This is a genomic window from Streptomyces sp. LN549, assembly GCF_043203805.1.
GTDB lineage: Bacteria > Actinomycetota > Actinomycetes > Streptomycetales > Streptomycetaceae > Streptomyces.
The window spans coordinates 2,222,586-2,245,227 of sequence record NZ_JAZHRI010000002.1 but is presented as its reverse complement, the minus strand read 5'-3'; the positions used below and the strand labels follow the sequence as shown (position 1 = coordinate 2,245,227).

At 73.3% G+C, this 22,642-nt stretch carries 21 protein-coding genes and 1 pseudogene; 14 read left to right on the top strand and 8 right to left on the bottom strand.

Annotation, left to right across the window (positions count from 1 at the left end; genetic code table 11):
• The first annotated feature begins 86 nt into the window (after nucleotides 1–86).
• Both SH922_RS09895 and SH922_RS09890 read left to right on the top strand, forming a co-directional pair.
• Nucleotides 87–1,469 (top strand): helix-turn-helix domain-containing protein, encoded by a 1,383-nt coding sequence (locus tag SH922_RS09895; protein ID WP_393057032.1) that lies wholly within the window; start codon nucleotides 87–89, stop codon nucleotides 1,467–1,469.
• 343 nt (nucleotides 1,470–1,812) lie between these two features.
• Nucleotides 1,813–3,417 carry a cation acetate symporter gene (locus SH922_RS09890; protein WP_393057030.1) on the top strand — a complete coding sequence of 535 codons (1,605 nt, stop codon included), beginning with the start codon at nucleotides 1,813–1,815 and terminating at the stop codon, nucleotides 3,415–3,417.
• 25 nt (nucleotides 3,418–3,442) lie between these two features.
• On the opposite strand, the gene SH922_RS09885 is transcribed toward SH922_RS09890, so the two are convergent.
• The gene (locus tag SH922_RS09885; RefSeq protein ID WP_393057028.1) at nucleotides 3,443–4,075 is read right to left on the bottom strand and encodes a TIGR03085 family metal-binding protein; all 633 of its coding nucleotides are present in this window, start codon (nucleotides 4,073–4,075) and stop codon (nucleotides 3,443–3,445) included.
• An 84-nt stretch (nucleotides 4,076–4,159) separates the two neighbouring features.
• Here SH922_RS09885 and hisI point away from each other — a divergent pair, with 84 nt between their 5' ends.
• From hisI to lgt, 11 genes are all read left to right on the top strand, one after another.
• Nucleotides 4,160–4,609: a phosphoribosyl-AMP cyclohydrolase gene (hisI, locus tag SH922_RS09880; RefSeq protein ID WP_393057026.1), complete on the top strand. Its 450-nt coding sequence runs from the start codon at nucleotides 4,160–4,162 to the stop codon at nucleotides 4,607–4,609.
• Nucleotides 4,610–4,720: 111 nt separating this feature from the next.
• Nucleotides 4,721–6,208, top strand: coding sequence for an anthranilate synthase component I (locus SH922_RS09875; RefSeq protein ID WP_393057023.1), 1,488 nt, complete (start codon nucleotides 4,721–4,723; stop codon nucleotides 6,206–6,208).
• A 50-nt stretch (nucleotides 6,209–6,258) separates the two neighbouring features.
• On the top strand, nucleotides 6,259–6,918 hold the full coding sequence (locus SH922_RS09870) for a TIGR02234 family membrane protein (RefSeq protein WP_393057021.1): 660 nt from the start codon (nucleotides 6,259–6,261) through the stop codon (nucleotides 6,916–6,918).
• A 130-nt stretch (nucleotides 6,919–7,048) separates the two neighbouring features.
• Complete coding sequence (locus SH922_RS09865; RefSeq protein ID WP_148022565.1) at nucleotides 7,049–7,297, top strand: HGxxPAAW family protein; 249 nt, start codon at nucleotides 7,049–7,051, stop codon at nucleotides 7,295–7,297.
• A gap of 80 nt (nucleotides 7,298–7,377) precedes the next feature.
• The gene (locus SH922_RS09860) at nucleotides 7,378–7,896 is read left to right on the top strand and encodes a DUF2752 domain-containing protein (protein WP_393057018.1); all 519 of its coding nucleotides are present in this window, start codon (nucleotides 7,378–7,380) and stop codon (nucleotides 7,894–7,896) included.
• A 115-nt stretch (nucleotides 7,897–8,011) separates the two neighbouring features.
• Entirely contained in the window at nucleotides 8,012–8,821 is an 810-nt protein-coding gene (gene trpC / locus SH922_RS09855; RefSeq protein ID WP_393057016.1) for an indole-3-glycerol phosphate synthase TrpC, read from the top strand.
• An 8-nt stretch (nucleotides 8,822–8,829) separates the two neighbouring features.
• Nucleotides 8,830–9,045 (top strand): tryptophan biosynthesis modulator TrpM, encoded by a 216-nt coding sequence (gene trpM / locus SH922_RS09850; protein ID WP_393057013.1) that lies wholly within the window; start codon nucleotides 8,830–8,832, stop codon nucleotides 9,043–9,045.
• Between the two features lie 139 nt (nucleotides 9,046–9,184).
• A complete protein-coding gene (trpB, locus tag SH922_RS09845; protein WP_393057011.1) occupies nucleotides 9,185–10,471 on the top strand; it encodes a tryptophan synthase subunit beta in 1,287 nt (428 codons plus the stop codon).
• Nucleotides 10,468–11,280, top strand: a complete 813-nt coding sequence (gene trpA, locus SH922_RS09840; RefSeq protein ID WP_393057009.1) for a tryptophan synthase subunit alpha — start codon at nucleotides 10,468–10,470, stop codon at nucleotides 11,278–11,280. The genes trpB and trpA overlap by 4 nt, the downstream gene beginning before the upstream one ends.
• A gap of 76 nt (nucleotides 11,281–11,356) precedes the next feature.
• Nucleotides 11,357–12,184, top strand: a complete 828-nt coding sequence (locus SH922_RS09835; protein ID WP_393057007.1) for a DsbA family protein — start codon at nucleotides 11,357–11,359, stop codon at nucleotides 12,182–12,184.
• A 156-nt stretch (nucleotides 12,185–12,340) separates the two neighbouring features.
• Entirely contained in the window at nucleotides 12,341–13,336 is a 996-nt protein-coding gene (gene lgt, locus SH922_RS09830) for a prolipoprotein diacylglyceryl transferase (RefSeq protein ID WP_393057004.1), read from the top strand.
• A gap of 78 nt (nucleotides 13,337–13,414) precedes the next feature.
• Here lgt and SH922_RS09825 read toward each other — a convergent pair whose 3' ends face one another.
• From SH922_RS09825 to SH922_RS09795, 7 genes and pseudogenes are all read right to left on the bottom strand, one after another.
• Nucleotides 13,415–14,236 carry an HpcH/HpaI aldolase/citrate lyase family protein gene (locus tag SH922_RS09825; protein WP_393057002.1) on the bottom strand — a complete coding sequence of 274 codons (822 nt, stop codon included), beginning with the start codon at nucleotides 14,234–14,236 and terminating at the stop codon, nucleotides 13,415–13,417.
• Complete coding sequence (locus tag SH922_RS09820; protein ID WP_393057000.1) at nucleotides 14,233–15,432, bottom strand: CaiB/BaiF CoA transferase family protein; 1,200 nt, start codon at nucleotides 15,430–15,432, stop codon at nucleotides 14,233–14,235. Before SH922_RS09820 ends, SH922_RS09825 begins: the two co-directional genes overlap by 4 nt.
• Nucleotides 15,429–16,313: a ribokinase gene (gene rbsK / locus SH922_RS09815; RefSeq protein WP_393056998.1), complete on the bottom strand. Its 885-nt coding sequence runs from the start codon at nucleotides 16,311–16,313 to the stop codon at nucleotides 15,429–15,431. The genes SH922_RS09820 and rbsK overlap by 4 nt, the downstream gene beginning before the upstream one ends.
• A pseudogene (locus SH922_RS09810) lies at nucleotides 16,310–17,700 on the bottom strand (ADP-ribosylglycohydrolase family protein). Before SH922_RS09810 ends, rbsK begins: the two are co-directional and overlap by 4 nt.
• Complete coding sequence (locus tag SH922_RS09805) at nucleotides 17,697–18,899, bottom strand: ADP-ribosylglycohydrolase family protein (protein WP_393056996.1); 1,203 nt, start codon at nucleotides 18,897–18,899, stop codon at nucleotides 17,697–17,699. Before SH922_RS09805 ends, SH922_RS09810 begins: the two are co-directional and overlap by 4 nt.
• On the bottom strand, nucleotides 18,826–20,208 hold the full coding sequence (locus SH922_RS09800; protein ID WP_393056994.1) for an ADP-ribosylglycohydrolase family protein: 1,383 nt from the start codon (nucleotides 20,206–20,208) through the stop codon (nucleotides 18,826–18,828). The genes SH922_RS09805 and SH922_RS09800 overlap by 74 nt, the downstream gene beginning before the upstream one ends.
• A complete protein-coding gene (locus tag SH922_RS09795; protein WP_393056992.1) occupies nucleotides 20,205–21,401 on the bottom strand; it encodes an ADP-ribosylglycohydrolase family protein in 1,197 nt (398 codons plus the stop codon). The genes SH922_RS09800 and SH922_RS09795 overlap by 4 nt, the downstream gene beginning before the upstream one ends.
• A 263-nt stretch (nucleotides 21,402–21,664) precedes the next feature.
• Between SH922_RS09795 and SH922_RS09790 the strand changes: the two genes are divergently transcribed.
• On the top strand, nucleotides 21,665–22,399 hold the full coding sequence (locus SH922_RS09790; protein ID WP_393056990.1) for a VIT1/CCC1 transporter family protein: 735 nt from the start codon (nucleotides 21,665–21,667) through the stop codon (nucleotides 22,397–22,399).
• Nucleotides 22,400–22,642 lie beyond the last annotated feature (243 nt).

Here is a 22,642-nt window from a genome sequence, read left to right as displayed (position 1 = left end):
ATTCGGTGTGCTCATGCCCAACGCCGGGCTGGGTGAACCGGAGCCGGCCGATTTCCGGAGCCGGCCGAATCCCGGTGGAGGCCGCCATGCCGCAGGTCGTACGTTCACGGGTCAGGGCGTTGCACGGGCCGCCCCCCGCCGCGCCGGTGCCGCGCCGCTTCCGTTCGCTGGCCGATCGCGAGGCCGTCGCCGTACTGCACCGGGCTGCCCGGTCGCTGGTCGAGGCGCTGCCGGAGCTGACGGACCGGCTCGTCGAGGCGCTGCGCGAGCAGGAACCCGCCTACCGCTCGGCCATCGAGGCCGACGCGGCGGAGATCTGGCAGGAGGTGCACCACTCGCTGCGGCACAACGTCGGATCGCTGATCCAGCCCCGGGAGTTCCGGGACGCAGCCCACCGGACCTCACGGCGGATCGGTGAGGTGCGGGCCGAGCAGGGTCTGCCGCTCGACGCGGTTCTGCACGCCTTCCGGATGGGCGGTGCGATGGTCTGGCAGGACCTGGTGGACGACACCGCGCGCCGCCACCCCGAGGACATCCGGCTGCTGGTGCATGTCGCGGCGGACGTCTGGAACTTCGTGGACGAGCACTGCGGTGTCGTCGCGGACGCCTACCGCCAGACCGAGCGCCGGCTGGCCTGGCGGCGCGAGAACCGTCAGCGCCTGATGACGGCGGCGCTGCTGGACGGCACCGCCCAGATCGCCGAACTGCCGGACGCCGCCGCGATGCTGGGGCTGCCGGAGCACGGCAGGTACGCGGTGCTCGCGGTCTCCACCGCCCGTCGCGCCCCGCACGGCACCGCGCAGCCGCCGATGACGCTGCCCGCCGGGACGGACGCGCTCTGGCACCCGGGCCCGGACGCGGAGTTCGCGATCCTGCCACTGGCCAGGTGCGAGAGGGCGGCGCACCCCGTCGCGCCGCTCGCCGAGGCGGCCACCGGTTCCGCGATCGCGGAGGGGAGCGACGGGCCGTCCGACGCGCCTGCCGGTGCGGTCGACGGGGACGGGGAACTCGCCGCGCTGGCCGCCGGGTTGTGCGCCCCGCCGGGCGCCCGGGTCGGCATCAGCTCCGTCGTCGTCGGGCTGGCGGCAGTCGGGGACGCCCGGCGGCTCGCCGAGACCGCTCTGCGGGCCTGCCCGGCCGGGGGCGGGGTCGTCCTGCTCGACGAGCAGCTGCCCGCCGCCCTGGTCGTCTCGTCCCCGGGACTCGGCTCGGCGCTCGCCGCGCGGGTGTTGGGGCCACTGGACCGGCTGGACCCGGCCGACCGCGACGTGATCATCGAGACGCTCACGGCGTGGCTCGACTCGGACGGTTCCGCGCAGCGGGCGGGGGCCCGGCTCTACTGCCACCGCAACACGGTCCTGAACCGGCTGCGCCGCTTCGAGCAGCTGACCGGACGCTGTCTCACCCGCCCGTCCGACGCGGTCGAGGTCTCCCTCGCCCTGGCGGCCCGCCGCCTGCTGCCCGGCTGACGGGCGCTCCCGGCCGCCGGTCCGCCAACTGTCCGGCGGCCGGGAGCTCTCCGCCGCCCCACCGCCACGGGTCCCTTCGCCGCCCCCTCGCGGCCCCGCCCGCCCCTCCGCGGCCACATCCACCCCTCCGCCACCGCGCAGGCCGGGGATGTGCTCGCGCACAGTCCTCGCCCGTACCGGCTGTACCCGCGCAGCGCCCCCACCCCGCCCGCTGTACGCGGACCCCGGGGCCTGATGCCGTAACCGGCATGTCTTCAGACCGCCCGACACCTCGCACGCCCCGCGCCCCCGCGAGCGCCTGCGCACCCGCCGCCACGCCCGTCCCGGCCCCGGGACCGCGCCGGTGAGCGGCGGCTTCGACGCGCGGTCGCTGGCCGTGGTCGTCTTCCTCGGATTCGTCGCCGTGTCGCTGCTGCTGTGCGGACTCGCCGCGGCGGACCAGGACGACCCGGAACACTTCTACGCGGGCGGCGGCTCCGCCCTCGGCCCGGCCGGGAGCGGGCTGGCCATCGCCGGTGACTACATCTCGGCCGCCACCCTGCTCTCCACCACCGGCTCCGTAGCCCTCGCCGGCTTCGACGGCATTCTCTTCGCCGTCGCCACGGTCGCCTCCCTGATCCTGGTCATGCGGATCCTGGCCGAACCGATGCGCCGCAAGGGCGTGTTCACCCTCGGCGACTTCCTGGCGGACCGGCTCGGCGACCCGACCGTACGCCGCGCCCTGGGGATCACCACTCTGGTCGTCCTGGCCCCCCTGCTGCTGGTCCAACTCGCCACCGCGGGGCGGGTCATGGCCTCCGTGTTCGGGCTGCCCGACGGGGCGCTCACCAGCTGCACCGTCGCCTGCGGCGCCCTGATGGTCTGCTACTCCGCCGTCGGCGGCATGCGGGGCACCGGCTACATCCAGATCGTCAAGGTCGCCGTGGTGCTGGCCGCGGTGACCCTGCTCGCCGGTCTGGTGCTCGCCCGCTACGGCTGGAACCCGTTCGCCCTCTTCGACGCCGCCCGGCACGGCAGCGGTGCGGGCGGGTCCTACGCGCGCCCCGGACTGCAGTTCGGCCACACCTTCGCCGGCACCCTGGATCTGCTCGGCTTCCAGCTGACCCTGGTCCTCGGGGCCGCCTGTATGCCGCACATCATGATGCGGCTGCACCCGATGCGCGACAGCTGGACCGTACGCCGCGCCACCGTCTGGGCGGCGGCCCCGGTGGCCTTCCTGTGCGCCGGCGTCGTCGTGGTCGGCCTCGGCGCGTCCGCCCTGCTCGGCCACAAGATCATTCAGGCCGCGGATCCGGCGGGCGGCACCGCGCTGCTGCTGGTGACCGGTGCGCTCGACCCGGGTGCCGACGGGCCGCGCGAGAGTCTGCTCTTCGCGTTCGTGGCCTGCGCGGTGTTCGCCACCACACTGGCCGCGGTGGCCGGCATCACGCTGGCCGCCGCCTCCTCCGTCGCCCGCGACTTCGCGACGAAGGCCCGGTCCCGTACGGCCGCCCGGTCCGACCGGTCCGCCGGTCGCGAGATCCTCCGCGCACGCCTGGCAGTCGTCCTGACCGGCGCGCTCTCCGTCTACGTCTCGATGTACACCCACGACCGCAATCCGCAGGTGCTGCTCTCGCTCTCCTTCGCCGCCGCCGCCTCCGTACTGCCGCCGGTCCTGCTGTACGCGTTGTTCCGTCCTGGCTTCAACGCGCGCGGCGTGCGCTGGACCGTCTACGGCACGTTGCCGCTGATCGCGGTCCTGATGGTGTTCTCGCCCGCGTTCTCCGGCACCCACATCGCGCTGTTCCCGTCCCGCGACTTCCACTGGTTCCCGCTCCAGACACCGGGGCTGGTCACCATCCCGGCCGGATTCCTCCTGGGACACCTGGGCTCCCGCACCGGGCGGAAGACGCAGCGGCCCGCGCCGCCGGCCCCACCCGGGCGCCGCCGGCCTTCGCTTGCCCGATAGACAGCTGCGCCGCGCGGAACGCCGGTCACATACCGAGCTTCGCCGTCGTCAGCCGGCCGATCGCGTCCTGCTCGCCCTCCAGCTCCACCCGCGCCGCGTTCTGCCGCCCGAAAGCGAACAGCAGGAGCTCGCCCGGCTCGCCCGTCACCGTCACCACCGGCGTGCCCTTGTGCGCGACCGCCGTCTGGCCGTCCGGGCGGCGCAGCACCAGCCCCACCGGCGCCTTCCGCCCGAGGATCCGCGCCGCCTTCTCCGTACGCGACCACAGGACGTCGGCGAACACCGGGTCCAGCTCCCGCGCCGACCAGTCCGGCTGCGCCCGGCGCACATCCTCCGTGTGCACGTAGAACTCGACCGTGTTGGCAGCCTCGTCCAGCTGCTTCAGCCCGAACGGGGACATCCTCGGCGGACCCGTACGGATGAGCTGGATCAGCTCCTCGTACGGCTTATCGGTGAACTCGGTCATGACCCGGTCACGCCGGTTCTTCAGCGGACCGATGACCAGACCGGCCGCCGCGTCCGGCCGGCGCTCCCGCACCACCACATGGGCAGCCAGCTCACGGGTCGTCCAGCCGTGGCAGAGGGTCGGGGCCTCCGGGCCCACGGCCTCCAACAGGTCGGCAAGCAGAAGTCGTTCGCGCTTCGCATGGGTCGACATGCCCGCCAGCGTACGACCGCCGTCCACCGTCCGCCCAGTGGACGCACGCCGGGAGGCCCTCCGCACCCACGGCACAATGGGCACATGACCAGCACGCCCACGCCCGGCACTCCCCGGCCCGCCAGCGACCTCGACCCCGCCATCGCCGCCCGCCTCAAGCGCGGCGCCGACGGGCTGGTCCCGGCCATCGCCCAGCAGTACGACACCGGCGAGGTGCTGATGCTCGGCTGGATGGACGACGAGGCCCTGCACCGCACCCTGACCACCGGCCGCTGCACCTACTGGTCGCGCAGCCGCCAGGAGTACTGGGTCAAGGGCGACACCTCCGGCCACATCCAGCAGGTCAAGTCCGTCGCCCTGGACTGCGACGCCGACACCGTCCTCGTCAGGGTCGATCAGACGGGTGCCGCCTGCCACACGGGCGACCGCACCTGTTTCGACGCCGACGTCCTCCCTATAGGGGGTGGCTCGCCGACCAGGGCCGGGTCCGCGGCGTCTGGCACGGCACCTCGCGGCGTTACCGAAACGTCCTGATCGCTCCGCGATGAGGACGCCCCGGCGCCTTGCGATGCACCGCACCAGACGCCGCGGCCTGATCCGACCCTTGTCGGCGAGGCACCCCCTCGGACAGTAGGGTCAGCCGCCATGGACCTCGACACGTTCCGCAAGCTGGCCGTCGACCGGCGCGTCATTCCCGTGACCCGCCGGCTCCTCGCGGACGGCGACACCCCGGTCGGTCTCTACCGCAAACTGGCGGGCGAGCGCACCGGCACCTTCCTCCTGGAATCCGCGGAGAACGGCCGCACCTGGTCGCGCTACTCGTTCATCGGCGTACGCAGCGCAGCCACGCTCACCACCCGCGACGGCGAGGCCCACTGGCTCGGCACCCCGCCGGTCGGCGTCCCCGTCGACGGCGACCCGCTGCAGGCCCTGCGCGCCACCATCGAGACCCTGCACACCCCGCACGACCAGGAATCCGGTCTGCCGCCCTTCACCGGCGGCATGGTCGGCTACCTCGGCTACGACATCGTGCGCCGGCTCGAGAAGATCGGCGAGAGCGGCGGCGACGACCTGAAGCTCCCCGAGCTGACGATGCTGCTCACCTCCGACCTCGCCGTCCTCGACCACTGGGACGGCAGCGTCCTGCTGATCGCCAACGCGATCAACCACAACGACCTGGCCAGCGGTGTCGACGAGGCGCACGCCGATGCCGTCGCCCGGCTCGACGCCATGGAACAGGACCTGCGCCGCCCCGTCGAGAACGCCCCGGCCGCCCTGCCGCCCTCCGAGCTCCCGCCGTACACCGCGCTATGGGGCGGCAAGGCCTACCAGGACGCGGTCGAGGACGTGAAGGAGCGCATCAGGGCCGGCGAGGCCTTCCAGGTCGTCCCCTCCCAGCGCTTCGAAACCCCGTGCACGGCAAGCGCGTTGGACGTCTACCGGGTGCTGCGCGCCACCAATCCCTCGCCGTACATGTACCTCTTCCGCTTCGACGGCTTCGACGTCGCGGGCTCCAGCCCCGAGGCCCTCGTCAAGGTCGAGGACGGCCGCGCGATGGTCCACCCGATCGCCGGAACCCGGCACCGCGGCGCCACGCCGCAGGAGGACCAGTCGCTCGCCGACGAACTCCTCGCCGACCCGAAGGAACGCGCCGAGCACCTGATGCTCGTCGACCTCGGCCGCAACGACCTGGGACGGGTCTGCGAGCCCGGCAGCGTCGAGGTCGTCGACTTCATGTCGATCGAGCGGTACTCGCACGTGATGCACATCGTGTCCACCGTCACCGGCCGCGTCGCCGAGGGCCGCACCGCCTTCGACGTCCTCACCGCGTGCTTCCCGGCGGGCACCCTCTCAGGCGCTCCCAAGCCGCGCGCCATGCAGATCATCGAGGAGCTCGAACCCACCCGCCGCGGACTGTACGGCGGCTGCGTCGGCTACCTCGACTTCGCCGGGGACTCCGACACCGCCATCGCGATCCGCACCGCGCTGCTGCGGGACGGCACGGCGTACGTCCAGGCCGGCGCCGGTGTCGTAGCCGACTCCGACCCGGTCGCCGAGGACACCGAATGCCGCAACAAGGCTGCGGCGGTGCTGCGTGCCGTGCACACCGCCAATCGGCTCGGCGGCAACTGAGACGACCGGCACACGGGGGGCGGTCGGCCACTGCGGGGCCGTAAGGGATAGTGGAGTACGTGAGCGCTGTCCCCGTACCCCAGCCCCGTGCCGAAGCCGCCACCGCGCCCGACAGCGCGGGAAGCCGCCGAAGCCTGGCAGCCGGCCTGCTCCTCGGGGCGGCCGGAGCCACCGTCGTCCTGCTCGCCTCCGGGCAGACCTGGGCCGGGGGCAAGGCCGCGGTCGGCGGCGGCACCCTGGCGCTGAACGCCGACGGGCAGGACGTCACGGGCCTCCCCGCGGCCCTCGCCATAGTCGGCCTGGCCGCCCTCGTCGCCGTCTTCGCCGTCCGCGGCGCCGGCCGGCTGGCGGTCGCCGGACTGCTGGCCCTCAGCGGCCTCGGTGCCGCGCTGAGCGCCTATTTCGGCGCGTCCGACAGTGCCGCACTCGATGAGAAGGCCGCGCAGACCACCGGCGACACCTCCGCCACCGTCGAAGCCCTCAGCCACACCGCCTGGCCCTACGTCACCGCGGCCGGCGGCCTGCTGATCCTGCTCGCCGGGCTACTCGCCCTGCGCTTCGGCAGCCGCTGGCCCACCATGTCCGGACGGTACGAGCGCGACGGCACCCCGCGCCCCCGAAAGGCGCCTCGCACCGCCCCGGACCCGGACCGGCCCGAGGACCTGTGGAAGGCCCTGGACCGCGGCGAGGACCCGACGCGCGAGGCATGACCCCCAGCTCACGTCGCCTCCGCACGTACGGGACAATGGCCGTGAGCTCGCAGCACAGCGGCACCCAGAGCGGCACGGGCGCGGCGACCCCGAGCGATACCAACAGCGCAACACCAACGAGGAGCAACTCATGGCGGGCAGCAGCCACGGACACACCCCGGCCGCCTGGACCGGTGTCATCATCGCCTTCATCGGCTTCTGCATCGCGGGCGTCTTCATGGTCGCGGCCAACCCCCTCGGCTTCTGGGCCGGAATCGTCGTCGTCTTCGTCGGCGGGATCGTCGGCCTCGCGATGAAGGCCGCCGGCCTCGGCATGCCGAAGGAGTCGGCGGAGCTGGCAGCGGCCAGGGCCCGCGCCGGGCAGGCGCAGACCTCCTGACCCCGTCCGAGCGACGTACGCACGCAAGGCGCAGCCCGGCCCGGGCTGCGCCTTTCCGTATCAGCGGCGACAATCACCGAGTGGACGCATCGCCTTCTCCCGTAGCTCCGTCGGCGCCCGGCCCCCAGCAGGTGCCCGGCCCGTCCCCGGCGCCCGGCCACCAGGGACCCCCGCCGGTCTTCCCGCCCGCTCCCGTCCCCGCCTCGCGGCTCCGACGGATCGCCACCCCGGCCGCCGTCCTGGCCGGCGTCGTCGGGGCCTTCGCCTACGTCGGTACCGTCGACCCCAACGAACCAGGGCACTACCCGGTCTGCCCGCTGCTCCGGCTCACCGGCATCTACTGCCCCGGCTGCGGCGGACTGCGCAGCGCCCACGCCTTCGCGCACGGCGACATCGCGACGGCGCTCGGTTCCAACGCCGCCGCCGTCATCGGCTACGCCGCCTTCGCCGTCCTCTGGGCCCTCTGGATGGTCCGCGCAGCCGCCGGGAGGCCGCTGCGGATCGACCTGAAACCGGTCCACTGGTGGGGGATCGGAGCCGTACTGCTGATCTTCGCCGTGGTCCGGAACCTGCCGTTCGGATCGGCGCTGGCGCCGTGAATGCCCAGGTAGTGGGACATCCACCGGCCGGATGCGAGCCCATCGGCCTCCTGCGGATACCATCGGCAGGGCCAATCCTGTTCCCTTGTCAACGTCCCGGAAGGGGGCCTCTCGCGTGAGTGTGCTCGACGAGATCATCGACGGCGTTCGCGCCGACCTCGCGGAGCGGCAGGCGCGCGTCAGCCTCGACGAGCTCAAGGAACGCGCGGCCCGCGCTCCCCAGGCCAAGGACGGAGTCGCCGCCCTGCGCGGCGAGGGCGTGACCGTCATCTGCGAGGTCAAGCGCTCCAGCCCCTCCAAGGGTGCTCTGGCCGCCATCGCCGACCCTGCCGCGCTCGCCGCGGACTACGAGGCGGGCGGCGCGTCCGTCATCTCGGTCCTCACCGAGGAGCGCCGCTTCGGCGGATCGCTGGCCGACCTGGAGGCCGTCCGCGCCAAGGTCGACATCCCGATCCTGCGCAAGGACTTCATCGTCACCTCGTACCAGCTGTGGGAGGCGCGCGCCTACGGCGCCGACCTCGCCCTGCTGATCGTCGCCGCCCTCGACCAGGAGGCCCTCGTCTCCCTGATCGAGCGCGCCGAGTCCATCGGCCTGACGCCGCTGGTCGAGGCGCACGACGAAGAGGAGGCGGAACGTGCCGTGGACGCCGGCGCCAAGATCATCGGCGTCAACGCCCGCAACCTGAAGGACCTCAAGGTCGACCGCTCCACCTTCGACCGCGTCGCCCCCGAGATCCCCGACCACATCGTCAAGGTCGCCGAGTCCGGCGTCCGCGGCCCGCACGACCTCATCGCCTACGCCAACGCCGGCGCGGACGCCGTGCTGGTCGGCGAGTCCCTGGTCACCGGCCGCGACCCGCGGGCGGCCGTCGCCGACCTGGTCGCCGCCGGCGCCCACCCGGCGCTCCGGCACGGACGGAGCTGACCGCACCCGTGTCCGCCGACTGTTCCGCGTTCCGTCCCCGGCCGGGCCTGCGCCCCGCCGGGGTCACGGGCCGGGACCCGCACGCGCCGCTGGCGCGCGGCTGCCGCCCCCGCGGCTGCCGCGCCCCCGCACGCCGCGTGCACGGCCGGCGGGTGCGGTACGTGATCGGCGACGAACCCGGCCAGGTCAACGGCATGCGATGGCGCACGGGGTCCGCGCAGTAGAGCGAGCCCCGGCCGTCGTACCCCGCCCCACCGGCGGATCCGCACGACCGCACCGCCCGGCCACCCACGGCCGCGGCGGCGCTCCGCTCACGGCGCATACGGTGAAACCACCCACTGCCATGCCGAGGAGCACGTCGAGATGTCGTCCGACTTCTTCATTCCGGACCCGGAGGGTCTGATCCCCAGCGCCGAGGGGTACTTCGGTGCGTACGGCGGAAAGTTCATCCCGGAGGCGCTCGTCGCCGCCGTGGACGAGGTGGCCGTCGAGTACGACAAGGCCAAGGCCGACCCGGCCTTCGCCGCCGAGCTCAACGAGCTCATGGTGAACTACACCGGCCGGCCCAGCGCCCTGACCGAGGTCCCGCGCTTCGCCGAGCACGCCGGCGGTGCGCGGATCTTCCTCAAGCGCGAGGACCTCAACCACACCGGCTCGCACAAGATCAACAACGTGCTCGGCCAGGCGCTGCTCACCAGGCGCATGGGCAAGACCCGCGTCATCGCGGAGACCGGAGCGGGCCAGCACGGCGTCGCCACCGCGACCGCCTGCGCGCTCTTCGGTCTCGAATGCACCATCTACATGGGCGAGATCGACACCGAGCGGCAGGCACTGAACGTGGCGCGCATGCGGATGCTCGGCGCCGAGGTCATCGCCGTGAAGTCCGGCTCCCGCACGCTCAAGGACGCCATCAACGAGGCGTTCCGCGACTGGGTCGCCAACGTGGACCGCACCCACTACCTCTTCGGTACGGTCGCGGGCCCGCACCCCTTCCCGGCGATGGTCCGCGACTTCCACCGCGTGATCGGAGTCGAGGCCAGGCGGCAGATCCTGGAACGCGCCGGCCGGCTGCCGGACGCGGCGGTCGCCTGCGTCGGCGGCGGCTCCAACGCCATCGGGCTCTTCCACGCGCTCATCCCGGACGCCGGCGTCCGCCTCATCGGCTGCGAGCCCGCCGGACACGGTGTGGAGACCGGAGAGCACGCGGCGACCCTGACCGCGGGCGAGCCCGGCATCCTGCACGGCTCGCGCAGTTACGTCCTCCAGGACGACGAGGGCCAGATCACCGAGCCGTACTCCATCTCGGCCGGCCTGGACTACCCGGGTATCGGCCCGGAGCACGCGTACCTGAAGGACATCGGCCGGGGCGAGTACCGTGCCGTCACCGACGACGCGGCCATGCAGGCCCTGCGTCTGCTCTCCCGCACCGAGGGGATCATCCCGGCGATCGAGAGCGCGCACGCGCTGGCCGGCGCCCTTGAGGTCGGCAAGGAGCTCGGCAAGGACGGACTGATCCTGGTCAACCTGTCCGGCCGCGGCGACAAGGACATGGACACGGCAGCGCGCTACTTCGGGCTGTACGACGCCGACGCGGCCGTCGAGGCCGACGCGGACAGCATCGGCGCGGAGATCGAGGGGGACGTCAAGTGAGCGGCAACATCGAGCTGCTGAGCACCACGCTCGCCGCCGCCGAGGCGGAGGACAGGGCCGCGCTGATCGCGTATCTGCCCGCCGGCTTCCCGACCGTGGACGGCGCCATCGAGGCCATCAAGGCCGTGGCCGCAGGTGGCGCCGACGTCGTCGAGGTGGGGCTGCCCCACAGCGACCCCGTGCTCGACGGCCCGGTCATCCAGACCGCCGACGACATCGCGCTGCGCGGCGGCGTGCGGATCGCCGACGTGATGCGCACGGTCCGCGAGGCGTACGAGGCGACGGGCATCCCGATCCTCGTCATGACGTACTGGAACCCGATCGACCGGTACGGCGTCGAGCGCTTCACCGCCGAGCTCGCCGAGGCCGGCGGCGCCGGGTGCATCCTGCCCGACCTGCCGGTCCAGGAGTCCGCACTGTGGCGCGAGCACGCCGGCAAGCACGGTCTCGCGACCGTGTTCGTCGTCGCGCCCAGCAGCAAGGACGAGCGTCTCGCGACCATCACGGCTGCGGGCTCCGGCTTCGTCTACGCGGCGTCGCTGATGGGCGTCACCGGCACCCGCGTCTCGGTCGGCGAGCAGGCCCAGGACCTGGTGAGGCGCACCCGCGCCACCACCGATCTCCCGGTCTGCGTCGGCCTCGGCGTGTCCGACGCCGACCAGGCCGCCGAGGTCGCCGGCTTCGCCGACGGCGTCATCGTCGGCTCGGCCTTCGTCAAGCGGATGCTGGACGCTCCCGACGAGGCGGCAGGACTGACGGCCGTCCGCTCGCTGGCGGCCGATCTGGCCGAAGGTGTTCGAAAGCGCTGACACCTGTCGTAACCCGAATGGGTGGACATAGGACCGGGGAGGCACGCGAGTGCCTCCCCGGTTCGTTGCTGCGGGTGTGAGCGAGAAGAACCAAGAGGGAAAAAGGGCCGCGCGAGACCGGCTGATCCAGCAGCGCGAGCAGGCGAGGGCGCAGGAGCGCCGCCGCCGCACGCTGATCGTCTCCGCGGCCGTGGTGGGGGTCCTGGGACTGGCCGCCGTCGTCGGCGTGATCGCGGCGAACACCGGCGGCAAGGGCGACAAGGACAAGGCTTCGGGTCCTGCCGTCGCACCGTCCGGCGCCACCGGCAAGGACAGCCTGGCCATTCCGGTGGGAGCCGACGACGCCCCGTCCGCGCTCACGGTCTGGGAGGACTTCCGCTGCCCGGTCTGCGCCCAGTTCGAGAACATGTTCCGCGACACGATCCACCAGATGGAGCAGAGCGGGCAGCTCAAGGTCGACTACCACTTCGCCACGCTGATCGACGGCAATCTCGGCGGCAGCGGTTCGCTCAAGGCGGCCAACGCGGCAGCATGCGCGCAGGACGCCGGCAAGTTCCCCGCGTACCACGACGTCCTGTACAGCAACCAGCCGCAGGAGTCCGACGACGCCTTCGGCGACAACAGCAGGCTGATCGAGCTGTCCAAGAAGGTCGAGGGGCTCGACACGCCCACCTTCCGCAGCTGTGTGGAGGACGGCGCGCACGAGGCCTGGGTGGAGAAGTCCAACACCGCGTTCGAGAAGGGCGGATTCCAGGGCACACCGACACTGCTGCTCAACGGCGAGTCGATCTTCCCCAAGAAGGGGGACGAGCCCCTCACCGTGGCCAACCTGAAGAAGTGGGTCGCCGAGGCCAACAAGGGCAAGAAGCCGGGCACCGTCACGCCCGCCCCGTCGGGGTCCTGAAACGCTGTCGGGTGACCTCGGACCGGGCGGGGTCTCCGAGGCCATCCGGCGCCCCGGGCGGCGCCCGACCGGGGGAATCGATGACCGCCTCGTTACCCAGACGTTGTCGGGTGGGTTGCCGTACGTCCCGCCCGGCAGGGTAGCGTCGACGATGCCATGAATCTTGCCTACATTCCCAGCCCGTCGACCGGTGTGATCGATCTCGGACCGATCCCGCTTCGCGGCTACGCGTTCTGCATCATCATCGGTGTCTTCGTCGCCGTCTGGTTCGGCAACAAGCGCTGGGTCGCCCGAGGCGGCAGAGCCGGCACTGTTGCCGACATCGCCGTCTGGGCCGTGCCCTTCGGCCTTGTCGGAGGCAGGCTCTATCACGTCATCACCGACTACCAGCTGTACTTCAGCGACGGTGAGAACTGGGTCGACGCCTTCAAGATCTGGCAGGGCGGCCTCGGTATCTGGGGTGCGATCGCGCTCGGCGCGGTCGGTGCCTGGATCGGCTGCCGCCGCCGCGGGATCCCGCTGCCCGCCTGGGCCGACGCGCTCGCCCCCGGAATCGCCCTGGCCCAGGCCTGCGGCCGCTGGGGCAACTGGTTCAACCAGGAGCTGTACGGGCGGGCAACCGATGTGCCGTGGGCGCTGAAGATCAGTGAGGGCCCCAACCGGGTCGCCGGCACCTACCACCCGACCTTCCTGTACGAGTCGCTGTGGTGCATCGGCGTGGCGCTCCTGGTGATCTGGGCCGACCGCCGCTTCAAGCTCGGACACGGGCGGGCGTTCGCGCTGTACGTCGCCGCGTACTGCGCGGGCCGCGCCTGGATCGAGTACATGCGCGTCGACGAGGCCCACCACATTCTGGGCCTGCGTCTGAACGTGTGGACCGCGCTGATCGTGTTCGTGCTGGCGGTGGTCTACATCGTGATCTCGGCGAGGGTACGGCCGGGACGCGAGGAGATCGTCGAGCCGGAGGCGGTTGACGCCGCAGGCGCCGAGGACGCGGAGTCCGGCGAGGCCGAGAGCGCCGACGAGGAGTCCGCCGACGAGGAGTCCGCCGACGAGGAGTCCGCCGACTCGAAGCCGACCGAGGCCGGCGGGGCCGAGGCCGAAGCGGACGTGCCGAAGACGAACGGTGAGGCGGAGACGGCCAAGGGCTGACGCCGCCACAACGACGACGAGGGGCCGCCGAGCGATTCGGCGGCCCCTCGCCATGTCCGCGCCTGCGGCACGGTGTACTCAATCGCAGGAAAGGCTTGATTCCGCCAGGGCCAGCGTGCGCTGGGCCTGGGCCACCACCGCCGCGTCGACGAAGCGGCCGTCCGGCAGGGCCAGCGCACCCGCCTCGGCCCGGGCCGCCTCGACGATCTCCTGCGCCGCCTCCACCTCCTGCGGCGTCGGCCGGAACGCCCGCTCGATCACCGGGAGCTGCCGGGGATGGATCGCCGCCCGGCCGAGGAAGCCGAGCGCCCGCCCGTGGGCGCAGGACGCCCACAGCCCGTCCAGGTCCCGGACGTCCGGGAACACCGACTGGGCGGGCGGGGCCAGCCCGGCCGCCCGGGCCGCGACCACCACCCGGCTGCGCGCCCAGTCGAGCCCCGTATCGTCCCGTACCCCCAGATCCGCCCGCAGGTCCGCCTCGCCCAGGGCGATGGAACGCACCTGGGGATGGGCGGCGGCCACCGTGTACGCGTGCTCGATGCCGAGCGCCGACTCCAGCAGTGGGCAGAGGGAGACCCCGGGGGCCAGCGCCGCGATGTGATGGACGGACGCCGCGTGGGTGATCTTCGGCAGCCTCAGTTCGGACAGGCCCGGCAGCCCGGCCAGGGCCAGGACGTCCGCCTCCGTGTGGACACGGACATGGACCGGCGCCGCGGTGGGGGAGGCCGGTTCGGAGAGCAGCTCGACGGCGGCCGACCGCGCGTACTCCTTGCGGTCGGGGGCGACCGCGTCCTCCAGGTCGACGATCACCACGTCCGCCCCGGAACCACGCGCCTTGCGCACCACGTCCGGCCGGTCGCCGGGAACGTACAGCCAGGTCAGCGGAGTCTCGGCGGTCACAGGACACGCTCCGCCCGCAGCGCCGCGATCTCCGCGCCGCTCAGCCCGAGCCGGGTGAGGATCTCCTCGGTGTCCGCCCCGTGCGGCCGCCCGGCCCAGCGGATCCCCCCGGGGGTGCCGGACAGCCGGAAGAGGACGTTCTGCATGCGCAGTGGGCCCAGCTCCGGGTCGTCGACCTCCGTGATGGAGTCCAGGGCCCGGTACTGCGGGTCCTCCATCACGTCCCGGATGTCGTGGATCGGTGCGATGGCCGCCTCCGCCTTCTCGAACGCGGAGATCGCCTCGTCCCGGGTGCGCCGTGCGATCCAGTGGCCGACCGCCTCGTCGAGTTCGTCGCTGTGCTCGGCCCGTGTGGCGCCGGAGGCGAACCACGGCTCGTCGATCAGCTCCGCCCGGCCCACCAGACGCATCACGCGCTCCGCGACGGACTGGGCCGAGGTGGAGACGGCCACCCACTGCCCGTCCGAGGTGCGGTAGGTGTTGCGCGGGGCGTTGTTGCGCGAACGGTTGCCGGTGCGCGGCTGGACATACCCCAGCTGGTCGTACCAGAGGGGCTGCGGGCCGAGCACCGTGAGGATCGGCTCGATGATCGCCATGTCGACGACCTGCCCCACGCCCGTGCGGTCCCGGCCGGCCAGCGCGGCCATCACGGCGAACGACGTCGCGAGCGCCGCGATGGAGTCGGCGAGACCGAACGGCGGCAGCGTCGGAGGGCCGTCCGGCTCCCCGGTGATCGCCGCGAACCCGCTCATCGCCTCCGCGAGCGTGCCGAAGCCGGGCCGGTGGGCGTAGGGGCCGAACTGGCCGAAGCCCGTGACCCGGACCAGCACCAGCCGCGGGTTGACGGCGTGCAGTTCCGCCGGACCGAGCCCCCACCGTTCCAGCGTGCCCGGCCGGAAGTTCTCGATGATCACGTCGGTGTCGGCGGCCAGCCGCAGCAGGAGGTCACGGCCGCCGGGGCAGGACAGATCGAGCGTGAGATTGCGTTTGTTGCGGCCGAGCAGCTTCCACCACAGGCCGACGCCGTCCTTCGTCGGCCCGTGCCCCCGGGACGGATCCGGTCTGACCGGATGCTCGACCTTGATCACATCGGCGCCGAAGTCGCCCAGCACGGTGGCGCAGAGGGGGCCCGCGAACAGCGTGGCGAGATCGATGACCCGCAGCCCGGTCAGGGGCGGCGCTCCCGGCGCGCTCATGCGGCGTCGATTTCGCTGCGGTACGGCATGGAGACCGAGGCACCGGGCTTCTGTACGCAGAGCGCGGCGGCGGCCGAGGCCCAGGCGATGGCCTGCGGTACCGGCCGTCCCTCGCCGAGCGCCACGGCGAGTGTGCCGACGAAGGTGTCCCCGGCGCCGGTGGTGTCGACGGAGGTGACCTCGGGGGCGGGGAAGTGGACGGTCTGGTTACCCCGCGCCGCGTACAGGCAGCCCCTCGAACCGAGCGTGATGATGACCGCAGGCACCTGGCTGAGGAGGATCTCGGCCGCCGCGTGCGGCTCGGCGTGCCCCGACAGTTCGGCCGCCTCGTGCTCATTGGCGATCAGCAGGTCGACGCAGTCGAGGAGTTCGGCGGGCAGGTGCTGTACGGGGGACGGAGTGAGGACCGTCCGCACCCCCTGGGCGTGACCGGCCCGGGCCCCCTCGATCACGGCGGACATCGGCAGTTCCAGCTGGAGCAGCAGCAGATCGGCACCGGCGATGGCGGCGATCTCGCCGGGCCCGAGCGCGGTGACGGTGCCGTTGGCGCCGGGGATGACGACGATCGCGTTGGAGCCCTTGGCGTCGACCACGATGTGCGCGGTGCCGCTGGGGCCTTCGGCGGTGTGCAGCAGATCGGTGTCGACGCCCGAGTGCTCCAGGTTCTCCCGCATCCGCAGGCCGTACTCGTCGTCGCCCACTGCGCCGATCATCATCACGTCACCGCCCGCGCGGGCGGCGGCGACGGCCTGGTTGGCGCCCTTGCCGCCGGGAATGGTGCGGAACTCCCGCCCGGTGACGGTCTCCCCGCGCTCCGGAGCCCGGTCGACGTAAGCCACAAGATCCATATTGGTGCTGCCGAGCACCGCGATATCGGTCATGGGCGGAGTGCCTCCTCGTGGGTGAGCCGGGTGAGCCGGTGGGTCAGGTCGGCGAGGGTGTCGAAGCCGACCGAGTCGAAACCGGGGACGGACGTGGCGAGACGGTTCTTCAGCGGGGCGGTCCACCGGTCGGGCAGCTCGTCCGGCCGCCCGGCCAGCAGACCGGCGAGCGAACCGGCGGTCGCCCCGTTGGAGTCGGTGTCCCAGCCGCCCGACACCGCACGGCAGACCGAGCCGGTGAAGTCACCGTCGGCGTGGGTGAGGGCGGCGGCGAGCAGAGCCGCGTTGGGCAGCACATGCACCCAGTGATACCTGCCGTACCCCGCGTGCAACCGGTCGACGACCGTATCGAAACGTTCCTCCTCGCGGGCCGTGGCGATGCCGTCCCGTACGGCCTGCGCGAACCGCGACCCTGGGGGCACCACTCGCAGACCGGCGGCGAGACACCCGTGCACATCGGCCTCGCCCCCGGCCGCCTCGGCCAGTGCCGCCGCGGTGAACATCGCGCCGTACACCCCGTTCCCGGTGTGGGTGAGCACCGCGTCGCGGTGCGCCTGCTCCGCTGCCGCGGCGGGGTCGCCGGGATGGGTCCAGCCGTGCACATCGGCGCGGATCTGCGCACCGATCCACTCCCGGAACGGATTGCGGTGGCGGGCGGTGTCCGGCGGTTCGAGGCCGTCGAGCAGATTGCGGTACGCGACCCGCTCGGCGGTGAACGTCCGGCCCGCCGGAAGCTCCTCCAGCCAGAGTCTGGCCAGGTCCGCGGTGGTGAAGGACCTGCCGTGCCGCTGGAGCAACAGCACGGTGAGGAGCGGGTGGTTGAGGTCGTCGTCCTCGGGCATCCCGTCGATGTTCTCGGCCAGGGAGGTGGCTGCGGAACGGCGGTTCCAGGGGTAGGTGGCGGCCAGGGCCGGGGGCAGGCCGCGGGCGGTGAACCACGTGCTCAGCGGCCAGTTGCCGGTGGCGCGGGCCAGGGCCCGGATGCCCTCCAGCGGCAGCTTCTCGACCGGCTTGCCCAGCAGACAGCCGGCGGCGCGGCCCAGCCACGCCGCGTGCAGCCGCTCGCGGCCCACGGCAAACGGCTCCGTGCGCGGGTGCGGCCAGTGCGGGCAGGCGGCCCGGATCGCGTCGAGGCCGGTCGGTTCGTCGTCGGCCAGCGGCGACTCCAGCAGGGCGAGTTCGTCCAGCAGATGCCAGGCGACCGCGCGCAGCCCGGAGACGCCGGGGGCGCCGAGGCGCCCGCGCGGTCCGGGGCGGGCGAGCCGCCGGCCTCGTACCACCGGCGCTCGACGTCCCGGGCGTCCCGCCCGTCCTCGGCTGCCTGCCGCAGCTCGTGCCCGACCAGGTCCTCGGGCTGGACCCAGGTGGCCCGGACCGTCGCGGTCACGGCCGGCCCGCCAGCGCGGCGAAGGCGGCCTCGTGGGCGCGGCGGCGTGCCGTGTCCTGCGCGAACACCTCGTGGGCGACCTCGGTCAGGGCGCGGGCAGGGGCGTGCAGGTCGAGCCGGCTGGCCTCACCGACCGTCGTCGCCCAGTCCGCCGGGATCGCCCGCTCGCCGTGCAGCGCGCCCGCGATCGCTCCGCTCATCGTGGCGATCGAGTCGCAGTCCCGCCCGTAGTTGACCGAACCGAGCACCGCCTGCCGGTAGTCCCCGTCCGCGACCAGCAGCATCCCGAGGGCGACCGGAAGCTCCTCGATGGCGTGCAGCCGGGACGGGCGGCGGGCGCCGAGCGAGGGGGCGCGGTAGTCGGGACCGACCGTGTCGAAGGGGGCGACGGCCTCCCGCAGCGGGGCGAGCGCCGGCTCGAAGTCCCGGTACCGTGCGGCCGTTTCGCAGACCGCCTCGATCGCGGCCCTGGTCCCGTCCTTGGCCAGCGACAGACACGACTCGACGACGCTCGCGGGCGTCGCCCCCGGCACGCAGGCCGCGGCGACCGCGGCCGCGAAGACACCGGCCGCCTCCCTGCCGTAACTGGACTGATGGGCGCCCGCGACATCGAGTGCCTCGGCGTACGCGGCCTGCGGATGGGCCGCGTTCACCAGACCGACCGGAGCCATGTACATCGCCGCCCCGCAGTTGACGATGTTTCCGGTGCCCGCCTCGCGCGGGTCGACATGGCCGTAGTGCAGCCGGGCGACGATCCACTTCTCGGCGAGGAAGATCCGCTGGAGCGGCAGCGCCTCGGCCTCCAGCTCCGGAATCCAGCGGGGGTTCGAGATCAGTTCCGGTACGAGGTGGTCGGCGACGGCGTACGCGTCGAGATGGCCGCGGACCTTCCCGTACACCCGGACCAGCGCATGGGTCATCAAGGTGTCGTCGGTGACGTGCCCGTCGCCCTTGTGGTACGGCGCGATGGGACGTGCGGTGCGCCAGTCGTCGCCGTCCCACGGGCCGACGACGCCGGTGATCCGCCCGCCGTGGCGCGCCACGATCTGCTCGGGGGGCCGGCCCTCGACCGGACCGCCGAGCGCGTCACCGACGGCTGCGCCGACGAGCGCGCCCGCGATCCGTTCATCGAGGGTGGGCGCCGCGGGCGTCGTGGGGGGTGCGGACCTCGTGGGCGCCGGGGGCGCTGTGGATGTCATGTCCGAATTGTCCACCCCGGGGCACCGGTTCCGTGTCTGCGAGCAGCCCGGCGAGTTCGATCAGATCCGTGCCCGCGAAACGGGGCAGCGCGCACCCCGCCAGGGTGCGGCACGCCTCGCGCCAGCCGTCGGGCACGGCGGTGATCGAGCCCAGTGCCCCGGTGAGCGCCCCGGCCAGTGCGGGCGCCGAGTCGGCGACCCGGGACAGACAGGCCGCCGACGGCACCGCCTGCGCGATGTCGCCGCGGGCCGCGGTGGCCAGGGCGAGGGCGACGGGGACGGTCTCGGCCGCGGCGATCCCGTAGCTGTAGACGTGATCGACGATCTGATGCTCCAGCACCGGTACGAGGGCGAACGCCCCGGCCCGCTCACCGGCGAAGTCGCGGGCGATGCGGACCGCATGGGCGGCGTTGCGGGCGATCTCGGTGCCCTCGGGGAGCTGGGCGAGCGCGGCGTTCACCGCGGTGTCCACGTCCGCACCGCCGAGCGCCTCGGCGATCGCGGCGGCCATCGCCCGAGCCCCGTGCACCCCGTCACCGTCCTGGGTGTAGCGCGCGTCGAACTCCGCGAGGTCGGCCGCGGCCTCGGGGTCGCCGGGGTGCACGACGGCCAGCACGGCGGCCCGCACACACGCCGCGTCGTCGAAGTAGTGCGGGTTGTCATGGCCGGTGGCGGGCGGGCGGAGACCGGCGGCGAGGTTGCCGAGCCCGGCCCGGACCGAGATCCGGGCCCGCAGCGGCAGGACCGCCGACTCGACCTCGGGCGCCCTGGCGGCCGCGGCGGCGACCTCGGCGGCCAGCGCGTTCCAGGCGGCGTCCACGGCGGCCCGCATGCGGCGTGCGGGGGTCAGGCCCTGCAGTGCACCCGCCGCCGAGGTCAGCACGGTCCCGGCGGCGAACGCCGCCCATTCGGCGTCGTCCGACGGGCCGAGCCGCAGGGGCTCGGGCGGCTGGTTGAGCGCGATGGGGACGGGCAGCGTGGTGGTCGCGTTCTGCTCGGCGAAGGTGTCGAGCTCACGGGTCAGGCGCCTGGTCCACTCCGGCATCCGGGCAGCCCGGTGCCGCGCGGCCGGCCAGCCTGCGGCGTCGCCGGAGGCCAGCCCGAGCAGCAGCCCCTCGATCCGGGCCCGGCGCGCGATGGCCGGCCGCGCGGCGGGGGAGAGGGCCGGGGCCGCGCGTCCGGCGCCCCGGCCGTTCTCGCCGCGCGCGGCCTCCCGCAGCCGCTCGTCGCCGGGGTGTTCGCGCGCGTCGTCCGGATGCGCGGGGCCGCCCGGGTGCGCGGTACGGGAGGCATCCCTCGCCGTGGTCATCGCCGCACCGCCGTTCCGGGGGCGGGGGCATCGCCCACAGGGGACCCCGGTTCGGGCGGACCGCTCCCTGCCCGCTCGCTCCCTGCCCGCTCGCCCCGCGTCCCCTCGTTCCCGTCCCGCTCCTCCGTCTCGTCCGGAGTGAGCAGTTCCGCGATGTCCAGGACGTGGTAGCCACGCATCGACGGGAGGCAGCTGCCGCGGACCGGGCCGATCGCGTCCGCCCAGTTGCGCGGGATGGCGGACGCGCCGTGCAGCGCTCCGGCCAGGGCGCCCGCCACCGCGGCGGTCGTGTCGGCGTCGCGGCCCATGTTGACCGCGGTCAGCACGGCCGTACGGAAGTCCCCGCGCGCCGCCGCGAACGCACCGAAGGCCAGGCCGACCGCCTCCGGCGCCAGGTCCGTCCAGGGGTATCCGCCGATGACGACGGCCGAGCGCACGGCCCTCTCCCTCGTGAGGCGGTCGGGATACGGATGCTGCGCGGCCGTCACCGCCCGGCGCAGCGAGCGTGCCGTCCACGAGTCCATCGGGACGACGGACAGCGCGGCGGCGATCACGGAGGTGACCCCGGCCCCCGTCATCGCGGCCGCCACCCCGGCCGCCACCGCCTGGCCGCCGTAGATGCCCTCGCCGTCATGGCTGACCCGTCCGTCCACCGCGACCAGCCGTGCCGCCTCCGCGGGCCGGCCCGCCGCGAAGACGCCGAAGGGCGCCGCCCGCATCGCCAGACCGTCGCTCCAGGCGTGCCGGTGCTGGGCGGAGATCGGGGCGGCCAGGCCCCGGCGCAGGTTCTCCAGCGTGCCCCTCTCGCTGAAACCGGCACCGCGGAACGGCCCCTCGTCCAGATCTGCGATCCACAGGTGCCAGGCCCGCTCGACATGGGTGACGGTCAGCGCCGAACCGTGCCGGGCCAGCAGCAGCCCGGAGAAGATCGCGTACTCCGTGTCGTCCGTGCCCGCCGGGTCGTCGCTCACGAAGCCCTCGATCCGGCCCCAGCGGCGGCGGATCTCGGAGGGCCGCATGTTCTCCGCCGGGGCGCCCAGCGCGTCGCCGACCGCGAGCCCCAGCAGCGCACCCCTGGCCCGGTCGCCGAGGCTGCCCCGGGCCGGACCGGCCGGGTCCGGAGCCCCGCGTACCGCCGCCGCCCGCGTGCCGTCCGTCCGCGGCCCTGCCGGATTTCCTGCGGTCAGCTCCATCGCGTCGACCCTTCGCTCGTACCGAGCCAGTTCTCGCCCCTGTGGGATCTGTGCCACGCGGAGCCGCGACAGAGGCCGATTATCACCACAAAAGGGCCACTCGGATGACGGCCTTCGGACAGCAAGGCAAGGCGTACCTATGCGATTACGGAGGGTGGTAAGTACGGCCTGCCTTGCTGGCGGGGGCCATTTTTCGTGCGTACTTTCGATGGTGACGAGCGGGGCGGAGCGCACGAAATCCGCTGCCGGAGAAGGGGAGAGCTGTGTCCATCATCGAGACCGACGCCGTACTGCACGAGGCGCACCGGGACAACCACACCCACCGTGATGTGAACGGCGGCTGGCTGCGTCCGGCGGTCTTCGGTGCGATGGACGGGCTCGTCTCGAACCTCGCCCTGATGACCGGCGTCGCGGGCGGTGCGGTCTCGCACCGCACGATCGTGATCACCGGCCTGGCCGGTCTGGCCGCGGGCGCCTTCTCGATGGCGGCCGGCGAATACACCTCCGTCGCCTCGCAGCGCGAGCTCGTCGAGGCCGAACTCGACGTCGAGCGGCGGGAGCTGCGCAAGCACCCCAAGGACGAGGAGCGGGAGCTCGCCGAGCTCTACGAGTCCCGCGGAGTCGAGCGGCACCTGGCCCGTGAGGTCGCCCGCCAGCTGTCGCGCGACCCCGAGCAGGCCCTGGAGATCCACGCCCGCGAGGAGCTCGGCATCGACCCGGGCGACCTGCCGTCACCCCTCATCGCCGCCGTGTCCTCGTTCGGCGCCTTCGCACTGGGCGCGCTCCTGCCCGTACTGCCGTTCCTGCTCGGCGCGGACGCGATGTGGCCCGCGGTGCTGCTCGCCCTGGCCGGGCTCTTCGGCTGCGGCGCGGTGGTGGCCCGGGTCACCGCCCGCAGCTGGTGGTTCAGCGGGCTGCGGCAGCTGGTGCTAGGTGGCGCGGCGGCCGCGATCACCTACGGACTGGGCGCGCTGTTCGGGGTCGCCGTCGGGGGCTGAGCCCCCGGACCCGGTACCGTCCACGGCCGCGTGCACCGTCCGGTGCACGCGGCCGTAACGTGTGTGCCATCTGTGTGACGTACGTCCTGATCGCCGCCACTGGGCGGATCGGCTGTACGCGACGTAAAATGAGACTCTATGCACGGCTACACATAAGTAGTCGTTACCCGGCGGTTTCGTTTCCTTTGCCACCGGGCATGAGCCGTAGACACCGCAGGCAACGACGCCTGCTCTCTGCGGTCT